Annotated in this window: 24 protein-coding genes; 21 read left to right on the top strand and 3 right to left on the bottom strand. The window is 38.4% G+C overall.

The window, feature by feature from the left end; genetic code table 11:
* The first annotated feature begins 488 nt into the window (after positions 1-488).
* The 4 genes from PQ478_RS09945 (at position 489) to PQ478_RS09930 (ending at position 3937) form a co-directional block, all read left to right on the top strand.
* Positions 489-1448 (top strand): DMT family transporter, encoded by a 960-nt coding sequence (locus PQ478_RS09945; protein ID WP_022627411.1) that lies wholly within the window; start codon positions 489-491, stop codon positions 1446-1448.
* Between the two features lie 22 nt (positions 1449-1470).
* Positions 1471-2586, top strand: a complete 1116-nt coding sequence (locus PQ478_RS09940) for a cysteine desulfurase family protein (RefSeq protein WP_289236735.1) — start codon at positions 1471-1473, stop codon at positions 2584-2586.
* 417 nt (positions 2587-3003) lie between these two features.
* On the top strand, positions 3004-3369 hold the full coding sequence (locus PQ478_RS09935; protein WP_289236734.1) for a VOC family protein: 366 nt from the start codon (positions 3004-3006) through the stop codon (positions 3367-3369).
* A gap of 43 nt (positions 3370-3412) precedes the next feature.
* On the top strand, positions 3413-3937 hold the full coding sequence (locus PQ478_RS09930; protein WP_289236733.1) for a hypothetical protein: 525 nt from the start codon (positions 3413-3415) through the stop codon (positions 3935-3937).
* Between the two features lie 32 nt (positions 3938-3969).
* Here PQ478_RS09930 and PQ478_RS09925 read toward each other — a convergent pair whose 3' ends face one another.
* The gene (locus tag PQ478_RS09925; RefSeq protein ID WP_289236732.1) at positions 3970-4866 is read right to left on the bottom strand and encodes a DMT family transporter; all 897 of its coding nucleotides are present in this window, start codon (positions 4864-4866) and stop codon (positions 3970-3972) included.
* A gap of 126 nt (positions 4867-4992) precedes the next feature.
* Between PQ478_RS09925 and PQ478_RS09920 the strand changes: the two genes are divergently transcribed.
* The 14 genes from PQ478_RS09920 (at position 4993) to PQ478_RS09855 (ending at position 12386) form a co-directional block, all read left to right on the top strand.
* Positions 4993-6405, top strand: coding sequence for an aminotransferase-like domain-containing protein (locus PQ478_RS09920; protein WP_435521072.1), 1413 nt, complete (start codon positions 4993-4995; stop codon positions 6403-6405).
* Positions 6406-6446: 41 nt separating this feature from the next.
* Entirely contained in the window at positions 6447-6971 is a 525-nt protein-coding gene (locus tag PQ478_RS09915) for a GNAT family N-acetyltransferase (protein ID WP_354004547.1), read from the top strand.
* Positions 6972-7133: 162 nt separating this feature from the next.
* Complete coding sequence (locus PQ478_RS09910; protein ID WP_075682341.1) at positions 7134-7406, top strand: hypothetical protein; 273 nt, start codon at positions 7134-7136, stop codon at positions 7404-7406.
* Positions 7407-7431: 25 nt separating this feature from the next.
* A complete protein-coding gene (locus tag PQ478_RS09905; RefSeq protein ID WP_012958707.1) occupies positions 7432-7593 on the top strand; it encodes a hypothetical protein in 162 nt (53 codons plus the stop codon).
* Positions 7594-7685: 92 nt separating this feature from the next.
* Positions 7686-8240 (top strand): HPP family protein, encoded by a 555-nt coding sequence (locus tag PQ478_RS09900; protein ID WP_075682340.1) that lies wholly within the window; start codon positions 7686-7688, stop codon positions 8238-8240.
* A 308-nt stretch (positions 8241-8548) separates the two neighbouring features.
* The gene (locus PQ478_RS09895) at positions 8549-8902 is read left to right on the top strand and encodes a hypothetical protein (protein ID WP_289236730.1); all 354 of its coding nucleotides are present in this window, start codon (positions 8549-8551) and stop codon (positions 8900-8902) included.
* 15 nt (positions 8903-8917) lie between these two features.
* Positions 8918-9178, top strand: a complete 261-nt coding sequence (locus tag PQ478_RS09890) for a hypothetical protein (protein ID WP_289236729.1) — start codon at positions 8918-8920, stop codon at positions 9176-9178.
* Positions 9178-9597 (top strand): DUF3139 domain-containing protein, encoded by a 420-nt coding sequence (locus PQ478_RS09885; RefSeq protein ID WP_289236728.1) that lies wholly within the window; start codon positions 9178-9180, stop codon positions 9595-9597. Before PQ478_RS09890 ends, PQ478_RS09885 begins: the two co-directional genes overlap by 1 nt.
* A gap of 234 nt (positions 9598-9831) precedes the next feature.
* Positions 9832-10101, top strand: coding sequence for a hypothetical protein (locus PQ478_RS09880; RefSeq protein WP_289236727.1), 270 nt, complete (start codon positions 9832-9834; stop codon positions 10099-10101).
* A gap of 89 nt (positions 10102-10190) precedes the next feature.
* Complete coding sequence (locus PQ478_RS09875; RefSeq protein WP_289236726.1) at positions 10191-10964, top strand: alpha/beta fold hydrolase; 774 nt, start codon at positions 10191-10193, stop codon at positions 10962-10964.
* Between the two features lie 4 nt (positions 10965-10968).
* The gene (locus PQ478_RS09870; protein ID WP_289236725.1) at positions 10969-11205 is read left to right on the top strand and encodes a hypothetical protein; all 237 of its coding nucleotides are present in this window, start codon (positions 10969-10971) and stop codon (positions 11203-11205) included.
* A 5-nt stretch (positions 11206-11210) separates the two neighbouring features.
* The gene (locus PQ478_RS09865) at positions 11211-11732 is read left to right on the top strand and encodes a GrpB family protein (protein ID WP_289236724.1); all 522 of its coding nucleotides are present in this window, start codon (positions 11211-11213) and stop codon (positions 11730-11732) included.
* Between the two features lie 33 nt (positions 11733-11765).
* Complete coding sequence (locus PQ478_RS09860; protein ID WP_289236723.1) at positions 11766-12200, top strand: hypothetical protein; 435 nt, start codon at positions 11766-11768, stop codon at positions 12198-12200.
* Between the two features lie 24 nt (positions 12201-12224).
* The gene (locus PQ478_RS09855) at positions 12225-12386 is read left to right on the top strand and encodes a hypothetical protein (RefSeq protein ID WP_289236722.1); all 162 of its coding nucleotides are present in this window, start codon (positions 12225-12227) and stop codon (positions 12384-12386) included.
* Positions 12387-12420: 34 nt separating this feature from the next.
* On the opposite strand, the gene PQ478_RS09850 is transcribed toward PQ478_RS09855, so the two are convergent.
* Together PQ478_RS09850 and PQ478_RS09845 are read right to left on the bottom strand one after the other, a co-directional pair.
* Complete coding sequence (locus PQ478_RS09850; RefSeq protein ID WP_289236721.1) at positions 12421-12891, bottom strand: hypothetical protein; 471 nt, start codon at positions 12889-12891, stop codon at positions 12421-12423.
* Positions 12884-13903, bottom strand: a complete 1020-nt coding sequence (locus PQ478_RS09845) for a DUF3231 family protein (protein WP_289236720.1) — start codon at positions 13901-13903, stop codon at positions 12884-12886. Before PQ478_RS09845 ends, PQ478_RS09850 begins: the two co-directional genes overlap by 8 nt.
* Positions 13904-14269: 366 nt before the next feature.
* Here PQ478_RS09845 and PQ478_RS09840 point away from each other — a divergent pair, with 366 nt between their 5' ends.
* The 3 genes from PQ478_RS09840 (at position 14270) to PQ478_RS09830 (ending at position 15698) form a co-directional block, all read left to right on the top strand.
* The gene (locus PQ478_RS09840) at positions 14270-14992 is read left to right on the top strand and encodes a hypothetical protein (protein ID WP_289236719.1); all 723 of its coding nucleotides are present in this window, start codon (positions 14270-14272) and stop codon (positions 14990-14992) included.
* A 28-nt stretch (positions 14993-15020) separates the two neighbouring features.
* Positions 15021-15188: a sporulation histidine kinase inhibitor Sda gene (sda, locus tag PQ478_RS09835; RefSeq protein ID WP_289236718.1), complete on the top strand. Its 168-nt coding sequence runs from the start codon at positions 15021-15023 to the stop codon at positions 15186-15188.
* Between the two features lie 282 nt (positions 15189-15470).
* The gene (locus PQ478_RS09830; protein WP_289236717.1) at positions 15471-15698 is read left to right on the top strand and encodes a hypothetical protein; all 228 of its coding nucleotides are present in this window, start codon (positions 15471-15473) and stop codon (positions 15696-15698) included.
* Positions 15699-15735 lie beyond the last annotated feature (37 nt).

Here is a 15735-nt window from a genome sequence, read left to right as displayed (position 1 = left end):
CGTATAGTTCATCCGCTAGGTTATTGCTTTATGCAATTATTATGAGGAGTGATTTAGTTATGGTTCAGTTCAAATGTTAAAAAAGCAGACGTCCTTGAGTTCATCTTTTAAGGTCATTGGACAGCTGCTTATAAAAATAGGAGCACTATGCAACCTCCTTCCTTCGTTGATTGGAGCGGAAGGGACCAGACTCCTGCGGAATGTGCGTTGACCATGGGAGACCCCAAAGGAGTGTAACGACGAGGAGGCTCCCGGTCCGCCCGCGGAAAGCGAGTCCCTGCAGCGGAAGTCAACAACTTTGGCAGGTGGGAACTTTTTCAGTGAGTTTCTAAATGAGTAGATTAATGCTTTATTCCTATCCTTAACAAACAACCAAATAACCCAAGCTCTATTCTATTTCTGTTAGACTATTCAAACACTAGACTCCCGAAATATGTTATCCTTATTAAAATACTTTTATCAGTTAATGTACTAGAGGGGGCTTTAAGGTGAATGCAATCTTATCAACCATTCAGCGATATCCTTATTTCTTATTAGTATTAGCAACGTTTTTTTGGGGTACTAATTTTGTTTTCAGCCGCTTGATCGTAGAATATGTTCCCCCGTTGCAGCTTTCCTTAATAAGATGGACGTTGGCAAGCCTATTCTTTTTGCCATTTGTCTACAAAGAGCTGAAACAACACAAGAAGGTGCTTATGGCGCATTGGAAAGTACTTACGCTTATGGCGTTTACGGGCGTTGCAGGCTTTAATTCATTAATTTACATAGCCATTCAATACACCACATCAATCAATGCATCGCTCGTTAATTCGCTGTCACCATTATTAATCGTTATCTTATCTGTATTCTTCTTAAAAGAACGTTTTTCAACGGTTCAATTTGCTGGAGTGATCGTCTCTCTTATTGGAGTCATTATCGTTATCTCACAGGGAAGTTTTGAGCGCTTGCTCAGCTTGACCTTTAACCCGGGAGACCTTATCGTGTTAGTCGGTGTTTTTTGCTGGTCCATTTATTCGGTTGTCATGAAAAAATTCAGCGGCGGGCTGCCAAAGCGCCCGACATTTCTCGTTACAATGTACATCGGCATGATCGGGCTCTTTCCTTTTTTCTTATTTGAACGAACCTACGCACCGGTAGCAATTTCAGAACTGCCGCTAGAGGTGATCTTAGGTGTTGTTTATCTTGCTATTTTTCCAAGCATTGTGTCGTTTGTGTGCTGGAACGAGGGAATTATTCAAGTCGGTCCGGCTAAATCATCAAATTTTCTTCACCTGATTGTTTTGTTTACAGCGATTATTGCTGTTGTAATTGGCGCAGAAACATTAACACTGAATCAGGTGATCGGTGGAGCTGCGATTTTAACCGGTGTCATCTTAGCTTCTAATCCAGACTTTTTGTATAAACGGTTAAGAAAAGCGAGCAGCCTTCATAAAAGCATGAGTCGATAATACGTTGAAAGGATGTTAGACGATGAGGCAAGTCTATTTAGATTACAATGCAAGTACTCCGATTGCACCTGAAGTACGCCAGGTCATGCTGCCCTTATTAGAAAATGATTTTGGAAACCCTTCCGCCATGCACCAGTTTGGAAGAAATGCAAAAAGGGCAGTTGAGCAGGCGAGAACTCAAATGGCAGACCTAATCGGGGCAAACCCTGAAGAGCTCATATTCACAAGCGGAGGGACAGAATCTAACAACCATGCGTTAAAAGGAGTCTATGATCATTACAAAGATCAAGGTAACCATATTATTACAACAAGCATTGAACATCCTGCTGTTATAGAGCCTTGCCGCTACTTATCACAGCAAGGCGCAAAAATCACCTATGTTAGCGTCGATGAGTATGGCCGTGTAGATCCTGATGAAATTGAACAAGCAATAACAGAGGATACCATTCTCATTTCGGTTATGCACTCAAATAACGAGGTTGGAACCATTCAACCGATCAAAGAAATAGGAAAGCTGGCTAAAGAACGAGGAATTCTATTTCATACTGACGCGTCACAATCTCTTGGAAAACTTGAGATCGACGTAGATGACTTACATGTAGATCTATTAACCTTCGCAGGACATAAACTTTATGCCCCTAAAGGAATTGGAGCGCTATACATACGAGAGGGAGTTAAACTGAGCAATTTTATGCATGGTGCCGGGCATGAACGAGGGTTGCGCGCTGGTACGGAAAATGTAATCTTTGCAGCAGCCTTAGGGGAAGCGTGCAGGTTAGCAAAAGTAAACTTGCATCAAAACGAGGAAATCAAGCAGCTGCGAGACTATTTCTGGGGAGAATTAAAGGAATATTTTCAAGAGAAGATCTCATTAAACGGCCACCCTGACCACCGCCTGCCAAACACGCTGAATATTAATATGATCGGTCGTATCGGCCAAGAGGTATTAGCACAGCTGTCACAAGTTGCCGCATCAACAGGCTCTGCCTGTCATGCAGGGGAAGTAACCCTTTCACCCGTGTTAAGCGAGATGGGAGTAAGTGAAGAAGAGGGAATGGGAGCGATACGATTTAGTCTAGGAAAGTACACAATAAAAGAAGAAATTGATTATGTGTTAGAGCATATGAAAAGAATCTAATAGCTAAAGTTAGGTAGAAGTCAAACCGTAATAGGTTTGGCTTATTTCGTTATAAGAATAAATGTTGGTAGACTTTGTAACTTTAATCAATGCAGTGACGTTATATGTTCATCAGATAAGTTTACAACTGTATAAAGACTAAGAATAGGATGAAAAACAATGAATACCATACGAAGAAAAGCACCTAAATCATTTCAAACGGAAAGATTATGCTTACGTGCCCCTTTTAAAGAACGAAGATAGGTCCGCAGACGGCAGCAAGCTGACGGATACATGTATTTACTTTATTACTACTTAACTATTCAACTTCGAATCAATTAGCAGCTGACTAAAACCTAATTATCTACCAACCCTAAGAATATTGGAATTTTCTGCTATAATAAAAGTGAGATTACTAATCGAGCAGGAGGAATATATATGATTTTAGGGGTAGATCACGTTCAGATAACGATACCAAAAGGAGCAGAGGAAGAAGGGAAGTCCTTTTACTGCAATATTCTAGGGCTTAAAGAAGTAGAAAAACCTGAGTCACTAAAAGGAAGAGGCGGCTTTTGGCTTGAAGCTGGCAGCCTGCAAGTACATGTAGGAACAGAAGAAGGCTTTGACAGACTATCAACAAAAGCGCATGTTGCCTACCATGTAGAAGATATTTCTTTTTGGAGAGATCGTTTATCAGAGAACAAGATTGAGATTCTTGATTCAGTGCCGATTCCTGGCTTTGAACGCTTTGAGTTTAGAGATCCATTCGGTAATCGAGTAGAGATGATTCAAGAAATCAAGTAATTCTAAATCAACCAATTAATCAATGATGGGGAAGAGGGATCTAATGATAAAAAAACTCGTTCCGCTGACCTTCTTGATCGTAATGCTAACTGTTTTATCGCTCAATTCAACTCATGCCCTTAGCTGCATTGAGTTTGAAGAGCCTGTAATCAATTATTTTGATCTTGCTATTATCGGAAAAGTTACTAATCTAAATAAAAAACCACATGATTATATGTATCCGGTTGAAGTAGAAGTGGTTAAGAGCTGGAAGCAACAAGTACCTTCCGCACTGGAGATGCAAGTGGACTTTACTTGGGGCTATGAATTCCAAAAGGATCAGACCTATCTGATTTACTTAAGTGTTGACGATGACCAATTTATAAACAGCCCATGCAGTCCAGTCACTCAAGTTGATTCAGAGGATGACTATAAAGATCTATCTCTTGAAGAAGAATTTACACCAGTTAAAGCCACGAAACAAGAAGAAGAATCAGGGAACTTTGTAACTAATTATTTCCCGCTATTTTTACTATTTTCTTTAAGTGCAGCTATTCTTATATCCCTGTTAGTAAAAAAGAAGAATTAAGCCCGAGTAGACTCTACTCAGGCTTTTCTTCTTCACGCAGCCTTATTGTTGATTTTTCTGGGCCTGCTTCCTAAAAGCTGTACAATCAATACACCTGACAATGCTACCGCGCCACCGAATAAAGAAAGGGCAGCTGGCCATTCACTCAGCCAAAGCCATGCGACGATAACCGCAATCACAGGTTCGGCATACATCATGCTCGTCACAGCACCAGCATTCCCATTGGATAACGCAATGGCCCATGTTACATAAGCGATGCCCGCCGGAAAAATCCCTACAAATAAAGCTGCTAGATGTGCTTCAAGACTTGCTTGTTGAAGAGAAGTGACAAGCCCTGGTGCAAAAAGAAAAAAAGGAATCGTTCCTGCCCAAGTAAAATAGGCTGTTAATTCAATCGGACTGTAGCGAGTTAATAGTGGCTTTTGAAACACAAAAAAGATTGAAGTCGCCACTGCAGCCATTAAAACAAAAAAAGCACCCTTAGAAATTGATAAGCCTTCGCCTGAGCCTAGCGTAATTAATAAAATCCCCACAAATCCAACGATTAGCCCAAACCAGCCTGCAGCATTCGGCCTTTCTTTCAATCCGATTAGAGCAATTAATGCAGTAAATATAGGTGCTGCACCAATCAACATTCCAGCTGTCCCTGCTGAAACGGTCTCCATCCCAAAAGTGACCCCGATATGATAGAGGCTGATGCCGACCCAGCCTAGTACAACAATACGTAGGAGGTCACGTGTGTGGGGAAGCTTAAAGCTTACCTTTGGCCACAAAGCATAGAGTAAAAATAAGCTTGAAGCAATGAGGTAACGCACTAACACTAAATGCCCCGCATCATATCCTCCTTGTAAGCTCGCACGAATCGCCGCAAATGTTGAACCCCATATTAAAATGGTAATAGACGCCATAATAAAAGCCTTTCGATTCATATATATCCCCCTTAAATTACCAACCAATCTGTCTCATTGATTTCTATTGTAGAAGGCAAATGGTACAATGTCTCCAACCAGTCAGAAAATAAAAACCCAACCAATTTAGGGTGAGGAGGGTATCAGGTGAAGCAGGCAAAATATAAGCAGGTGATGAATTTAATCACCGCAAAAATTACAGGCGGCGAATGGACCATCGGGAGCCAAATTCCGAGCCAGCGTGAGTTAGCTAATCTTTTTCAAGTTAATAGAAGCACCATTATCACTGCGATTGAAGAATTAAAAGCTAATGGATTGTTAGTGTCACATGTAGGCAAAGGAACGATTGTCGCCAATAATACTTGGTCTCTTATGAAAGTAGATAAACCGATTAATTGGAGCGGCAATATAACGCTAGGTATGCATAAGGAAAGTATGAAAACGGTCAAGATGATCAATGAATTAGAATCAAAAAACGAACTTATACAATTAGGAAAAAGTGAACTTTCACCTGATCTATTTCCACAAGAAGCATTTCAGAAGCTTGTACAAAACGTCTCGTCGACTTTACTTTCACTTGGGTATGAGGAACCGAAAGGAAATCTTAAGTTACGAGAAGAAATATGCAATCTTCTGAAATCAAAAGGGATTCAAGCATCACCATCGTCTGTACTAATTGTATCCGGAGCCCTCCAGGCGTTACAGCTAATATCAATTGGGCTATTAAATAAGGGCTCAACTGTTTACGTAGATAGGCCTTCTTATGTACTATCACTCTCTATCTTTCAATCAGGCGGGATGAAATTAGCAACTATACCTGCAGACTTAGAAGGTCCTATTCCTAAAGGTATGAAAGATCTGCATAACTCAAAAGGACATTCTGTTTTATATACCATCCCGACTTTTCATAACCCAACTGGCTATGTAATGGGCAAGAGAAGACGTGAACAATTAATGCAGCTATGTGAGGACGAGCAAATACCAATTATTGAGGATGATGTATACGGTGATTTATGGATCGATGAAAAGCCGCCTAAACCGCTTAAAGCAAGTGATACATATGGAAATGTTCTTTATGTAGGCAGCTTATCTAAAACACTTGCACCTGGACTAAGGATCGGCTGGGTTGTCGGACCAGAATCTGTGATTGACCGCTTAGCCGATTTAAAAATGCAAACGGATTACGGCTCAAGCTCACTCTCCCAGCACGTAGCAGCTGAATGGCTTAAGAGCGAGACTTACGAACTCCATTTAGCAAAGGTAAGAGAAGAACTTAAGATTAGAAGAAATATTGCTTTGAATGCTCTATCCAAACATCTTAGCTCCGTGGCAGAATGGAATGTACCAAAAGGGGGTTTTTTCATTTGGTTAAAGTTCCTGCCGCCTGTTCAAAATAAACACCTTTTTGAAAAAGCACTATCTGCAGGAATCCTCATCAACCCTGGAAATATTTATGACAAGCACTCAACACAATACATTAGACTTTCTTACGGCTTTGCTGCATACGAAGAAATAGAGACCGGTATTCGTAAACTAGGGGAAATGCTGAAGAACATTTAAAGTAGGATTACCTTATCTGAAGTGGTAAAATATAGAAGGGGGTGGGACTGTTGAATATACGAAAAGCGAACGTAGCTGATGCAGCAGGAATTGCAAAAGTCCATGTAGACAGTTGGCGAACGACTTACAAAGGATTATTTTCTGATAAATTATTAGCAGGTCTCTCTTATGAAGAACGCGAGAAGTCTTGGATTAAGCAAATCCCAACAGGCCATGTGTTTGTTGCAGAAAATGATAACAGTGAAGTGATTGGCTTTGCTGCTGGAGGAAAAGAGCGAAGCGGAAATTATGAAGGTTATGATGGAGAACTACATATCATCTATCTTTTAAAGGATTATCAAGGGCAGGGAATAGGTGTGCACCTAGTGCGTCAAGTGGTAGATGAAATGATAAGATCCGGCTATCAATCTATGCTTTGTCTTGTCTTAGAAGGTAATCCATCACGCTACTTTTATGAAGCGATTGGCGGCAAGCTGATAGATCGAGTAGAAGGAGAGATTAGAGGCGAAAAGGTAATTGATCTCGTATACTGCTGGGATCATCTTGATTCGTTTAAAGGAGACTGACATGAATATACGAAGCTCTGCTAAGGAAATCATTATCCAAAAAGGAAGTGTGCTACTTACTAAAAATCAAATGAATGAAGAATGCTTTTATATATACGTACAGAGAATACAGTCTCCCGTTTATATTGGGGATATGAATTAATGCAGTTGGCGGTGAAATGATTGTTTAGTCAAAAGAAAACTTTAGAAGAAATTAAAAATAAGGGGAAATGGCATTTTATTTTGACAGAAGGTGTGTTGAGCTGGGGAATTACTACAGCTGTTCTTTTCTATTTATTTATGAATTTTATTGAACATGGAATGAATTTTTCAATGTATATAACAGATGGATGGATCATCGATTTCGCCTCTATTTTATTTGCATTTCTAATTGGCGGACTCTTATTTGGCTGGGTTATGTGGAAACTCGTAGAAAGAAAACTGCCAAAAGATTAACGTAAAAGACAGGAGGAGGGAAAATATGGACTGGGGAACCATCTTATATCAATTCATTGCTCTAATCACATTGATTGCCATTCCAGCAGTGGTGATATTCTTTATAAGACAATCAATCAAACGAAACAAGCAGCTGCAGCGGATCGAGGATAAACTTAATTCGCTAAAGAAAGAAAACAACACTTAAAGTATATTTATTGGGTTACATACTTTTGTTATATCCTATACACTGTTTAAGGACATATTTATTGATTTACAGTATTAAAAGGGGAGAGAGATGTGGAGAGAGACATAAAAAAAGAGCAAACTCAAACTGCTTACACAACGCTTTATCATTACTTTAGCAAAATGAAAGGCGATCAAGTTAGAACCTCTAGTGTTCCTATTAAAGATAGCATGGTTAGTGCAGCAGGCAGTTTTATTGCTATCCTTGTTATTAGTGGAATTGCAATGCTCTTAGGGTATCCGATGATTTTAGGGCCAATGGGAGCTAGCTGCTTACTTGTATTTGCAGCTCATGCAGGTCCGTTTTCACAGCCAAGACAAATATTCGGCGGTCATTTAATAGCCTCAATAACCGCACTGTCAATCTGGGATATCTTTGGTAGAAATCATTTAACAATTGGGATCACATTGGCCGTGATATTATTCTTAATGATAGTCATGAAGCTTGTGCATCCTCCGGCAGCGGCAAGCGGTATGGTTGCTATTAACACACAAGCAGGCTGGGGCTTCTTAATGACCATTGCCGTTACCTCCATTGTGCTGATTATCATCTCCGTCCTATACAATAATTTTTTCAAAGATAGGCAGTACCCTAAGCAATGGATTTAGCAGGAAAAGCCTAAATTTGCTTGATTTGTGAAAAACCGCTCTAATTCTGGGATATAGTTGAAGCATAAAGCGAATCAGGGGAATATATATGAACAGATTCACAAAAATTTAGGGCTAAGAAGGGCGAGTCGTGCAGCTGCGAAATATGCGGCTGCTCTTTTTTTGAAAAGATGTTTTGCCTCCATTCCATCCTTTATGATTTCTTTAGAATTGATTTGGTATGATTATGGTAGAATGACAAGTAATTGGTATTTTAAAAGATTGATTTTTTGACCCACGTTTGTTAAACAGGAAGTGAGGCAGCATTTATGGGAGACTTACTTTTTATCATATTTATTATTTGGATTCTAGTATATATCGCTACGTCTGAATCAGATAAAATGACTCCTGATGAAAAATCAGAGTTGAAAAGTGAATTAAAGACTAAACCGATGATTGCCGTCGTTGCCAGTTTTGGAGTAATGGGGACCTTGCTAATGCTTATTGGATCCGTCATTAGCAGACCATTTATTAGTCTAATCGGCACTTGGTTTATCACAGGCTACCTTGTTGGACAAGGGATCTTTATGTGGGAGAAAAATCGAGGGCTCAGTGGAATAGTTCTTATGGGTGCCATAGGCTTAAGTGTATACGGAAGTGGTGTTTACTTTTTGGGATGGTGATAAGGAGGCGATTTCATGGACTATATTATCTTATTTATTTTAAGCTTCATTTTATTATCAATTAGCACCACGGATAGGCGGCTTAAAAAAATAGAATATAAGCTGGATCGAATCTCTGAGCAAGTTGGTGTAACAGGTTTGCCAGTTGATGATGAGATTCGTGAACTACTTAAGAAAGGACAAACGGTAGAAGCGGTTAAATTAGTCAGGGATGAAATAGGTCTGTCTCTTGTTGAAGCTAAGAAGTATGTGGATGGGTTGAGGGAGGAAGATTGATGATCAAGAGAATTTTATTAATCATGTTTAGTCTGTTAGCGGCGGCCGTGATTCTAATACCTATCAGCTTATTCTACATTTTAAATAACGGCAACCCTTATCATAAACACCTTGTAAATAAGCATATTCCTCAGCATTTAGAAGAACTCGGTTATTCAGAGGAAGATATTATCGAGCACGCATATCTACAGCCAAAACACCTTATAAATAATGATGTCTATCATGGCCATTACAAAGTTGTGTTTGCAGACGAGCCTCAGCTTGAATATTTATATGGAGTCACGAAAAAAGGAAAAAACGTCGTTCAATTTTGCGAGAAGGAAACCTTGCTCGGGCCCCGTCATTACGGAGAAATGACTACGGACGAATCAAATCATAGTGAAGAATTTTGTATAGGGTACTTTGATAACCGAGATTGAATCATTTATGAGCATGGACCGGCGCAATAAATGAAAAAGAAGATACAATTGAATAGGAAATTTACACAATTATTGGTTGAACAGTCGCAATAAGCGCTAACTGACGCAATTATTATTTACATAAAACAATAATAAATAAATACGAATAATTACACATTTAAAAAATACAATGAAGCACCCAACTGACTCATTTCCCTGAGTTAATTAACTGCTTAAATAGAAAGAGATGATAAAGTGGGACAGTTATTTAAAGATCAAAAAGATCCTGTTAGTACTCCTTTTGCAATTATCCATACATTATTACTGTTTGCAACCATCGCAGCACTCATTTTAGGCTTCATGAATAGCTTTGAAGGCATTTACGGAAATCTTATCTTCTACGTTTTAATCGTTATGTCACTAGTGAACGGAATTGAGGCATATATTCGCAGCGAGAAATGGTGGACGATCCTACTAAGCGCCGTGCTCGTAATCGTGTGGTGTTATTTTGCATTTTGGATGTAGAAAATGATCATTTTCTAGGCATATTATCAGTAAATAAAGTAACTTGGAAAAGATTATAACTGCATACAATCTTATGGGAGGAGATATAGATGCCTACATGCAACGTAAATAATGTTGAGCTGTATTATGAAGTTCATGGGGAAGGTGAACCGATCATTTTTACGCACGGGGCTTCCTGGAACCATAAACTCTGGGATCCTCAAGTAGAGTATTTCTCAAACCATTATCAAGTAATCGTATGGGACGTCCGAGGGCATGGGAAATCTACCCTTCCGCCTGGAAGAATTGATACAGAGGATTTATCACGTGACTTGATCGGTTTACTAGATCATTTAGGGATTGAAAAAGCGACCTTATGCGGGCTTTCTATGGGAGGACATATTTCGATCCAAACTGCTATTAGGTATCCCCAGCGAGTTGATTCAATCATTTTAATAGGTGCCCCGTTTACGAGTCAGTTCAATTGGGTCGAGAAGTGGCTCTATCCAATGAACCTAGTATCAAATCGTTATCTATCTATGAGTGTTTTTGCCAGATTGCAAGCGCGCTTTTTTTCAACGTACAATCCAGACAATAAAGTCTTTATAAAAGAAACGGTCAGTATGCTTCCACGAAAAAATTGGGTGAAGATTTGGGATGCTGTTACTCGAATGGATTCTAGTAAAGATCTAGAGAAGATCCTATGTCCTGCCTTAATTTTATACGGCGAATACGATATCTTGGTACGGCACCAGCAAGTGCACATGAATCGAATGATTCCAAAATCTACATTAAAAGTAATAAAACATGCTCATCATGCTACGAGCTTAGATAACCCAAGAGATGTGAATGCTTATATTGACCATTTTTTAGAAAGCAGGTAAAGCTATGCCTCGTTTATTTCATATCAATATAGTGATAGGAAGGACCATTGAAAGGAAAACAGCAGCCAAATCTCAAAGCATCGTCCTATACACCGTGCTCTACTTTATTTTCACTACCATTCTAAACGTACTTACAAATGGGATAAATAGTGGGTTTATACAACTGCTCACGACTCTTTTCACCACCTATTTATTAGTCGGCATGATCTATGTAATCTTGTTTGAATGGAAGGATTGGTAAGGCTCATGAGAAAAGTAGAAGTAGTACCTTATCAAAAAGAGTGGCCGGATGCCTTTTATCGTGAACGTGAAAACATTCAACAAATACTCGGTGAACAATGTATTAGAGTCAGCCATATTGGCAGCACCGCTATACCTGAAATGGCAGCTAAACCTGTTATCGACATTCTTGTAGAGGTAGTTGATATTCAAAAAGTAGATCACTTTAATCATTTATTTTCTAAGCTAGGGTACAAAGCATGTGGGGAAAACGGCATTTTAGGTCGAAGGTTCTTTATGAAAGGCGGAAATCATCGAACGCACCATATCCATACCTTTCAAACAGGTGACCCGCATATCCTCAGACATCTTGCTTTCCGAGATTATCTTAGACATCATACAGAAGATGCCAGCCGATATATGAAGAAAAAGCAAGAATTAGCTCAACTTTATCCATTTGAAATGGATCAGTACATAAAGGGGAAAGACGGGCTCATTAAAGAACTCGAGAAAAAAGCAATAGAATGGTACAAAATCAGAACGCTTTGAAGGCCGATTTTAAAGAGAGGACGTACCCTTACGATGTTTAAAAAACGAAAGAATACGAATGATGAAACGGACATTTGGTACAGTTTAGTCATTATGACTGATCAGGAAATGTCAGATGAAGATTACGACAAAACGCAGAATAAAATTGATGACCATGTTGATAACGTAGGCTTTTCGTGTAATTTAACGAGAAGTCAAAGCGATAAAGACTATTTAAACGAACTTGATGAGAGGATGAACCTCAACTCATACACAAAACCAATCTATGTATTATTCAGAATTGATCATGATGAAATTAAATCCAAGGAGAAAGCGTTAGAGAAAAAGCATAGATTCAGGCATTTCTTTAATCTTATTTCTTTTGCTGAATATGATGTGATTGCCACAAAAGTTATGACAAGCCCACGACATTTAGTTTTTTATTCAGATTCACTTGAGGAAGCAATTAACTTTCTTAAAGAGCATTAGGCTTGTGGAAAGAGGAGGCTCTTGATGCTAGGTAAACAATTAACCTCTTATATTCTAATAGGCGCTCTCATTGGCATATTTTTTGGCGGGATGTGGCAAGGAATAAGTGCAATGGTACTGATCTATATCGCTATGAGGTTTGACTACTTTATCCTTACATATGAAAAGAAGAATTTTGAGCAATAGAAGGACAGAACATTATATAGTGACGGCCGGAAATTTAACCCGGCCGTTTCTTAAGTAACCTCAATACAATAGTGCGCAGCAACATTCCTATCAAAAAACTAATGACCGCTACAATAACAGGGAGCCATAACGGACCTAATAAAAAGCCTGATAGATGTATACTTGGAGAGAAAACAATGCCGATCGTCGTCATATACCCCGAAAATACAAAAGGAATAAAAGCATACTGTTCATTTATTCCCCCGCATTCACGATACCCATCCCATAAAGCAAAAAAATATAAGCAGGAGTAAAACAAGAGCCACTGATAGTCTGTCACCCCAACAGCCATTTGCGTCTCACCTTTAAGACTTAGAATGACGATTTCATTAATTCTAGCATTTGTATTAATGAGCAGGGCAAGTAAAAAGAAAAAGACTCCTTTTCCTAACCTTTTTGTCACTGTTATTTGAGCAAGACCCGGAAAAAACAAACTCCAGGCAACCGCTTCTACTTTTTTATTCATACCCTTTTGACTTACTAGCCAATTCATTGCGGTCTGGTACTTGTGGGGGTTGTTCTAACCAGCCATTTTCAATCATTAAATTGGCACCGTCCTCTGCATAGAGAGAGATTTCCATTAATAACCTAGCGTATTTGAGACCAATATCTTTTCTAGGACTAGCAGCCATTGCTGCCCCGTAATTACCTATACCTGCAGCGGACATCGCCGTAATGTGAAACAGCATTAGTTTATCAGAGAAAGGGGCAACTGTTGATTCAGTTACAGCAGAATCCCACGGACTTGGAACAGGAATATCATTTGTTTCAAGCAGCTTTCTAAAAATGGCTACCTGCTTATTAGCAATGTCTTTCCCACGTAAAATATAGCTGCGTAATTTATCAGAATGACAAACCTGGGAGAACCCAATCATTAAAGTCTTACCTATTGTATTCGTTTGTATATTCGTAAAGATGTGAGTTAATTCAATTGTATTAATAGGCCTTTGTTTACCGAACATGCTTCCTAAATAATCTTGATCCTCTACCATCACAGCTTCTTTAGGATACGGGATGTATGGAGGCCTGTTATGTATACCTTTTGCTTTAGTCACTTCTTTAATTAAACAGTGAAGATCCTCTGCATCCTGAGTTACTTTCCTGAAAAATTCTACAATGTCTGTACGGCTAGAAGTGCTTATGACAACCCCGCCAGCAGCCATTCCTAATGTGGAAAGATGTAGAAGGTAATAAATATAAAATGTATCTGAAAACAATCTAGGTGCACCCATTACGATATCGTTTTCAGAAAAACCTATAGGCTTAGCAATACCTTCTTTTTTATATAGCTTCCCAATAAACTCTACGTGAGATGTGGTACTTTTTAACGCCTTTGTAAGTACATTCTTTACTTCTTCATCCTCTACATGTTTCAAGTAATAACGCAGAACTTGGGAGGCAGCTGAATCATTTAAATATTGTGTCCACAAGTTCATTAACTCAGAAGAAGTTAACCTAAGTTCTTTATCATTCTTCACTTTAATTCCCTCCATTCCTACCCATAGTATTCCCAATATCAGCTAAATTACTTCAATTGAATGGATAGAACGATAAGAATCAGGCCCATTATCGTTATTAGCTGGAATGGGGAAAAAGCCGTATAAAAAGGAGTAAACGTTGTTTGAAAGGTCGAATTTCGGAGCTGAAATGGACACCAATTGTATAGACATGGTAGAAATGCTTTTATAAGATACATCTATAAACTGAAAATTCGAATAGATTTGGAAAAAGATGGTTTTAATGGGTTTACTTCACTTGAATTTGGGTAGATAAATAGTAAGCTTCCTGAGGTATAATCATCATTACTGTCATTTAATGATTAAATTAGGAGAGGGGTCAAGTATATGGAAAATTTACAAATAAGAAGGCTTCAAAGATACTTTATCCTAGCTAAAGTTGCCTTTGGATCCACTTTTTACGTAAATTTGTATCAGAATAGTTCATCCACATTTCTACAGCCGCCTTCACCTAAAATTGAAAAGTCCTGTTATATATCGTTATTAAATCAAGGGTACATAGAACCAGCCTATGGGACTTCATCAGGAAATCAATCCTATCGACTAACTCCCATAGGCCGTAATTATCTTATAACTCAGGCCACTGATTGGATCGAAGAAGTGAGAAGGCATATTCATACCCTCAAGCCTTTACTCGAATCAAAACGTGCCAGGGTAAGTAAGCTTACGAATTATGCATTTATGTCTCAATATCTTAATTATGCTCATGTTATTCCTTTTTATATTTTACTGATCTTTAAAAATGAAGACATTCCGTTAAAGATCACGGAAATTGAAAAGAAAATTAAAAGGCTGTATGGATTTCATACCACTACCCCTACAGTAAAAAGATATGTGCTTATATTAGAAGAAAAAGAGTATATCAATCGAATAGAAGGAGCTTCCGCTGCTTCATTTGTTTACAATCAAGCTAAAACCATTGCTTGGAGCACCTATAGAACAGCAGCTTATAAGGAAATAGAGAACGGAATTCATCATCTGCAAGAACTCGTACAATTATTTGAACATATCATAAAATGGCCAAGCACCAAGAATCTTCAGTATATCTAGGGTTACAAGGGAGTTGGAGCTAACATACATGTTTAATAATGAAGAGTATTCAAGAAGGTTTTTTGAAAATTTCAGTGATGACTTCTTATTAGAAGCACATCATATGTCCCTGAAAAAAGGTCTTGATCATACATTTATCTCCTTATTAGAAGAGGAACTTGAAATACGTGGAATTCATAAAGATGACTGGAAGTAAAAGAGCCGCAGTCTAAGAAACTTCGAAAGCATACACCTTTATATTTCTGCTACAAAACTCGTCAAATCAATTAAACCCTTGCACGCTAAACAGGTTAAATCTCCAGCGTGCTTAAGGGTTTTATTTATGTAATGTCTTAAGAGATAAAGAGCGGTAAGTAAAACCTCTATTGTATTTTATGTTTTTTTGTTAAGGTTAAAGTAATGATGAATAAGGACATTAAAATGTTTTTTTATAGAATATTGGATGCATGTCCCTGTTTAACTCGAAAGGACGTTTTACATGAAATTGATTCAATCGGTATTTGCTGCTTTTCTAACAACCATGCTCATTTGTATCATTGTGCTTGTTGGGGAAAATATCCTTCTTTCCTTTATGTCTCAAGGGGCGGGGCTTCCATCGGGGCTAAATATCTTTTTTCTTGTGCTTTTAGGTTCTCCGATCTTTTTCCTTATATTATCTGTTGTTTTCTATATAAACATGGATCGTTTTAAAGATTATTTGTCCTAGAAATGTATACATACAACAAGTTTTTCGATATCAGGGA

The sequence above is a fragment of the Alkalihalophilus pseudofirmus genome, assembly GCF_029094545.1.
Taxonomy (GTDB): domain Bacteria; phylum Bacillota; class Bacilli; order Bacillales; family Bacillaceae_D; genus Alkalihalophilus; species Alkalihalophilus pseudofirmus.
The sequence above is the reverse complement of the archived record's forward strand: the minus strand, read 5'-3'. Positions and strand labels throughout refer to the sequence as shown.

What these genes read in the sequence shown, in the direction of transcription:
- PQ478_RS09930 (WP_289236733.1), top strand. Translation starts at nt 3,413, where the DNA reads ATGATAAAAAAACTCGTTCCGCTGACCTTCTTGATCGTAATGCTAACT.
- PQ478_RS09875 (WP_289236726.1), top strand. Translation starts at nt 10,191, where the DNA reads ATGCCTACATGCAACGTAAATAATGTTGAGCTGTATTATGAAGTTCAT.
- PQ478_RS09890 (WP_289236729.1), top strand. Translation starts at nt 8,918, where the DNA reads ATGGACTATATTATCTTATTTATTTTAAGCTTCATTTTATTATCAATT.
- PQ478_RS09935 (WP_289236734.1), top strand. Translation starts at nt 3,004, where the DNA reads ATGATTTTAGGGGTAGATCACGTTCAGATAACGATACCAAAAGGAGCA.
- PQ478_RS09860 (WP_289236723.1), top strand. Translation starts at nt 11,766, where the DNA reads ATGTTTAAAAAACGAAAGAATACGAATGATGAAACGGACATTTGGTAC.
- PQ478_RS09840 (WP_289236719.1), top strand. Translation starts at nt 14,270, where the DNA reads ATGGAAAATTTACAAATAAGAAGGCTTCAAAGATACTTTATCCTAGCT.
- PQ478_RS09870 (WP_289236725.1), top strand. Translation starts at nt 10,969, where the DNA reads ATGCCTCGTTTATTTCATATCAATATAGTGATAGGAAGGACCATTGAA.
- PQ478_RS09865 (WP_289236724.1), top strand. Translation starts at nt 11,211, where the DNA reads ATGAGAAAAGTAGAAGTAGTACCTTATCAAAAAGAGTGGCCGGATGCC.
- PQ478_RS09905 (WP_012958707.1), top strand. Translation starts at nt 7,432, where the DNA reads ATGGACTGGGGAACCATCTTATATCAATTCATTGCTCTAATCACATTG.
- PQ478_RS09855 (WP_289236722.1), top strand. Translation starts at nt 12,225, where the DNA reads ATGCTAGGTAAACAATTAACCTCTTATATTCTAATAGGCGCTCTCATT.
- sda (WP_289236718.1), top strand. Translation starts at nt 15,021, where the DNA reads ATGTTTAATAATGAAGAGTATTCAAGAAGGTTTTTTGAAAATTTCAGT.
- PQ478_RS09925 (WP_289236732.1), bottom strand. Translation starts at nt 4,866, where the DNA reads ATGAATCGAAAGGCTTTTATTATGGCGTCTATTACCATTTTAATATGG.
- PQ478_RS09830 (WP_289236717.1), top strand. Translation starts at nt 15,471, where the DNA reads ATGAAATTGATTCAATCGGTATTTGCTGCTTTTCTAACAACCATGCTC.
- PQ478_RS09895 (WP_289236730.1), top strand. Translation starts at nt 8,549, where the DNA reads ATGGGAGACTTACTTTTTATCATATTTATTATTTGGATTCTAGTATAT.
- PQ478_RS09850 (WP_289236721.1), bottom strand. Translation starts at nt 12,891, where the DNA reads ATGAATAAAAAAGTAGAAGCGGTTGCCTGGAGTTTGTTTTTTCCGGGT.
- PQ478_RS09885 (WP_289236728.1), top strand. Translation starts at nt 9,178, where the DNA reads ATGATCAAGAGAATTTTATTAATCATGTTTAGTCTGTTAGCGGCGGCC.
- PQ478_RS09940 (WP_289236735.1), top strand. Translation starts at nt 1,471, where the DNA reads ATGAGGCAAGTCTATTTAGATTACAATGCAAGTACTCCGATTGCACCT.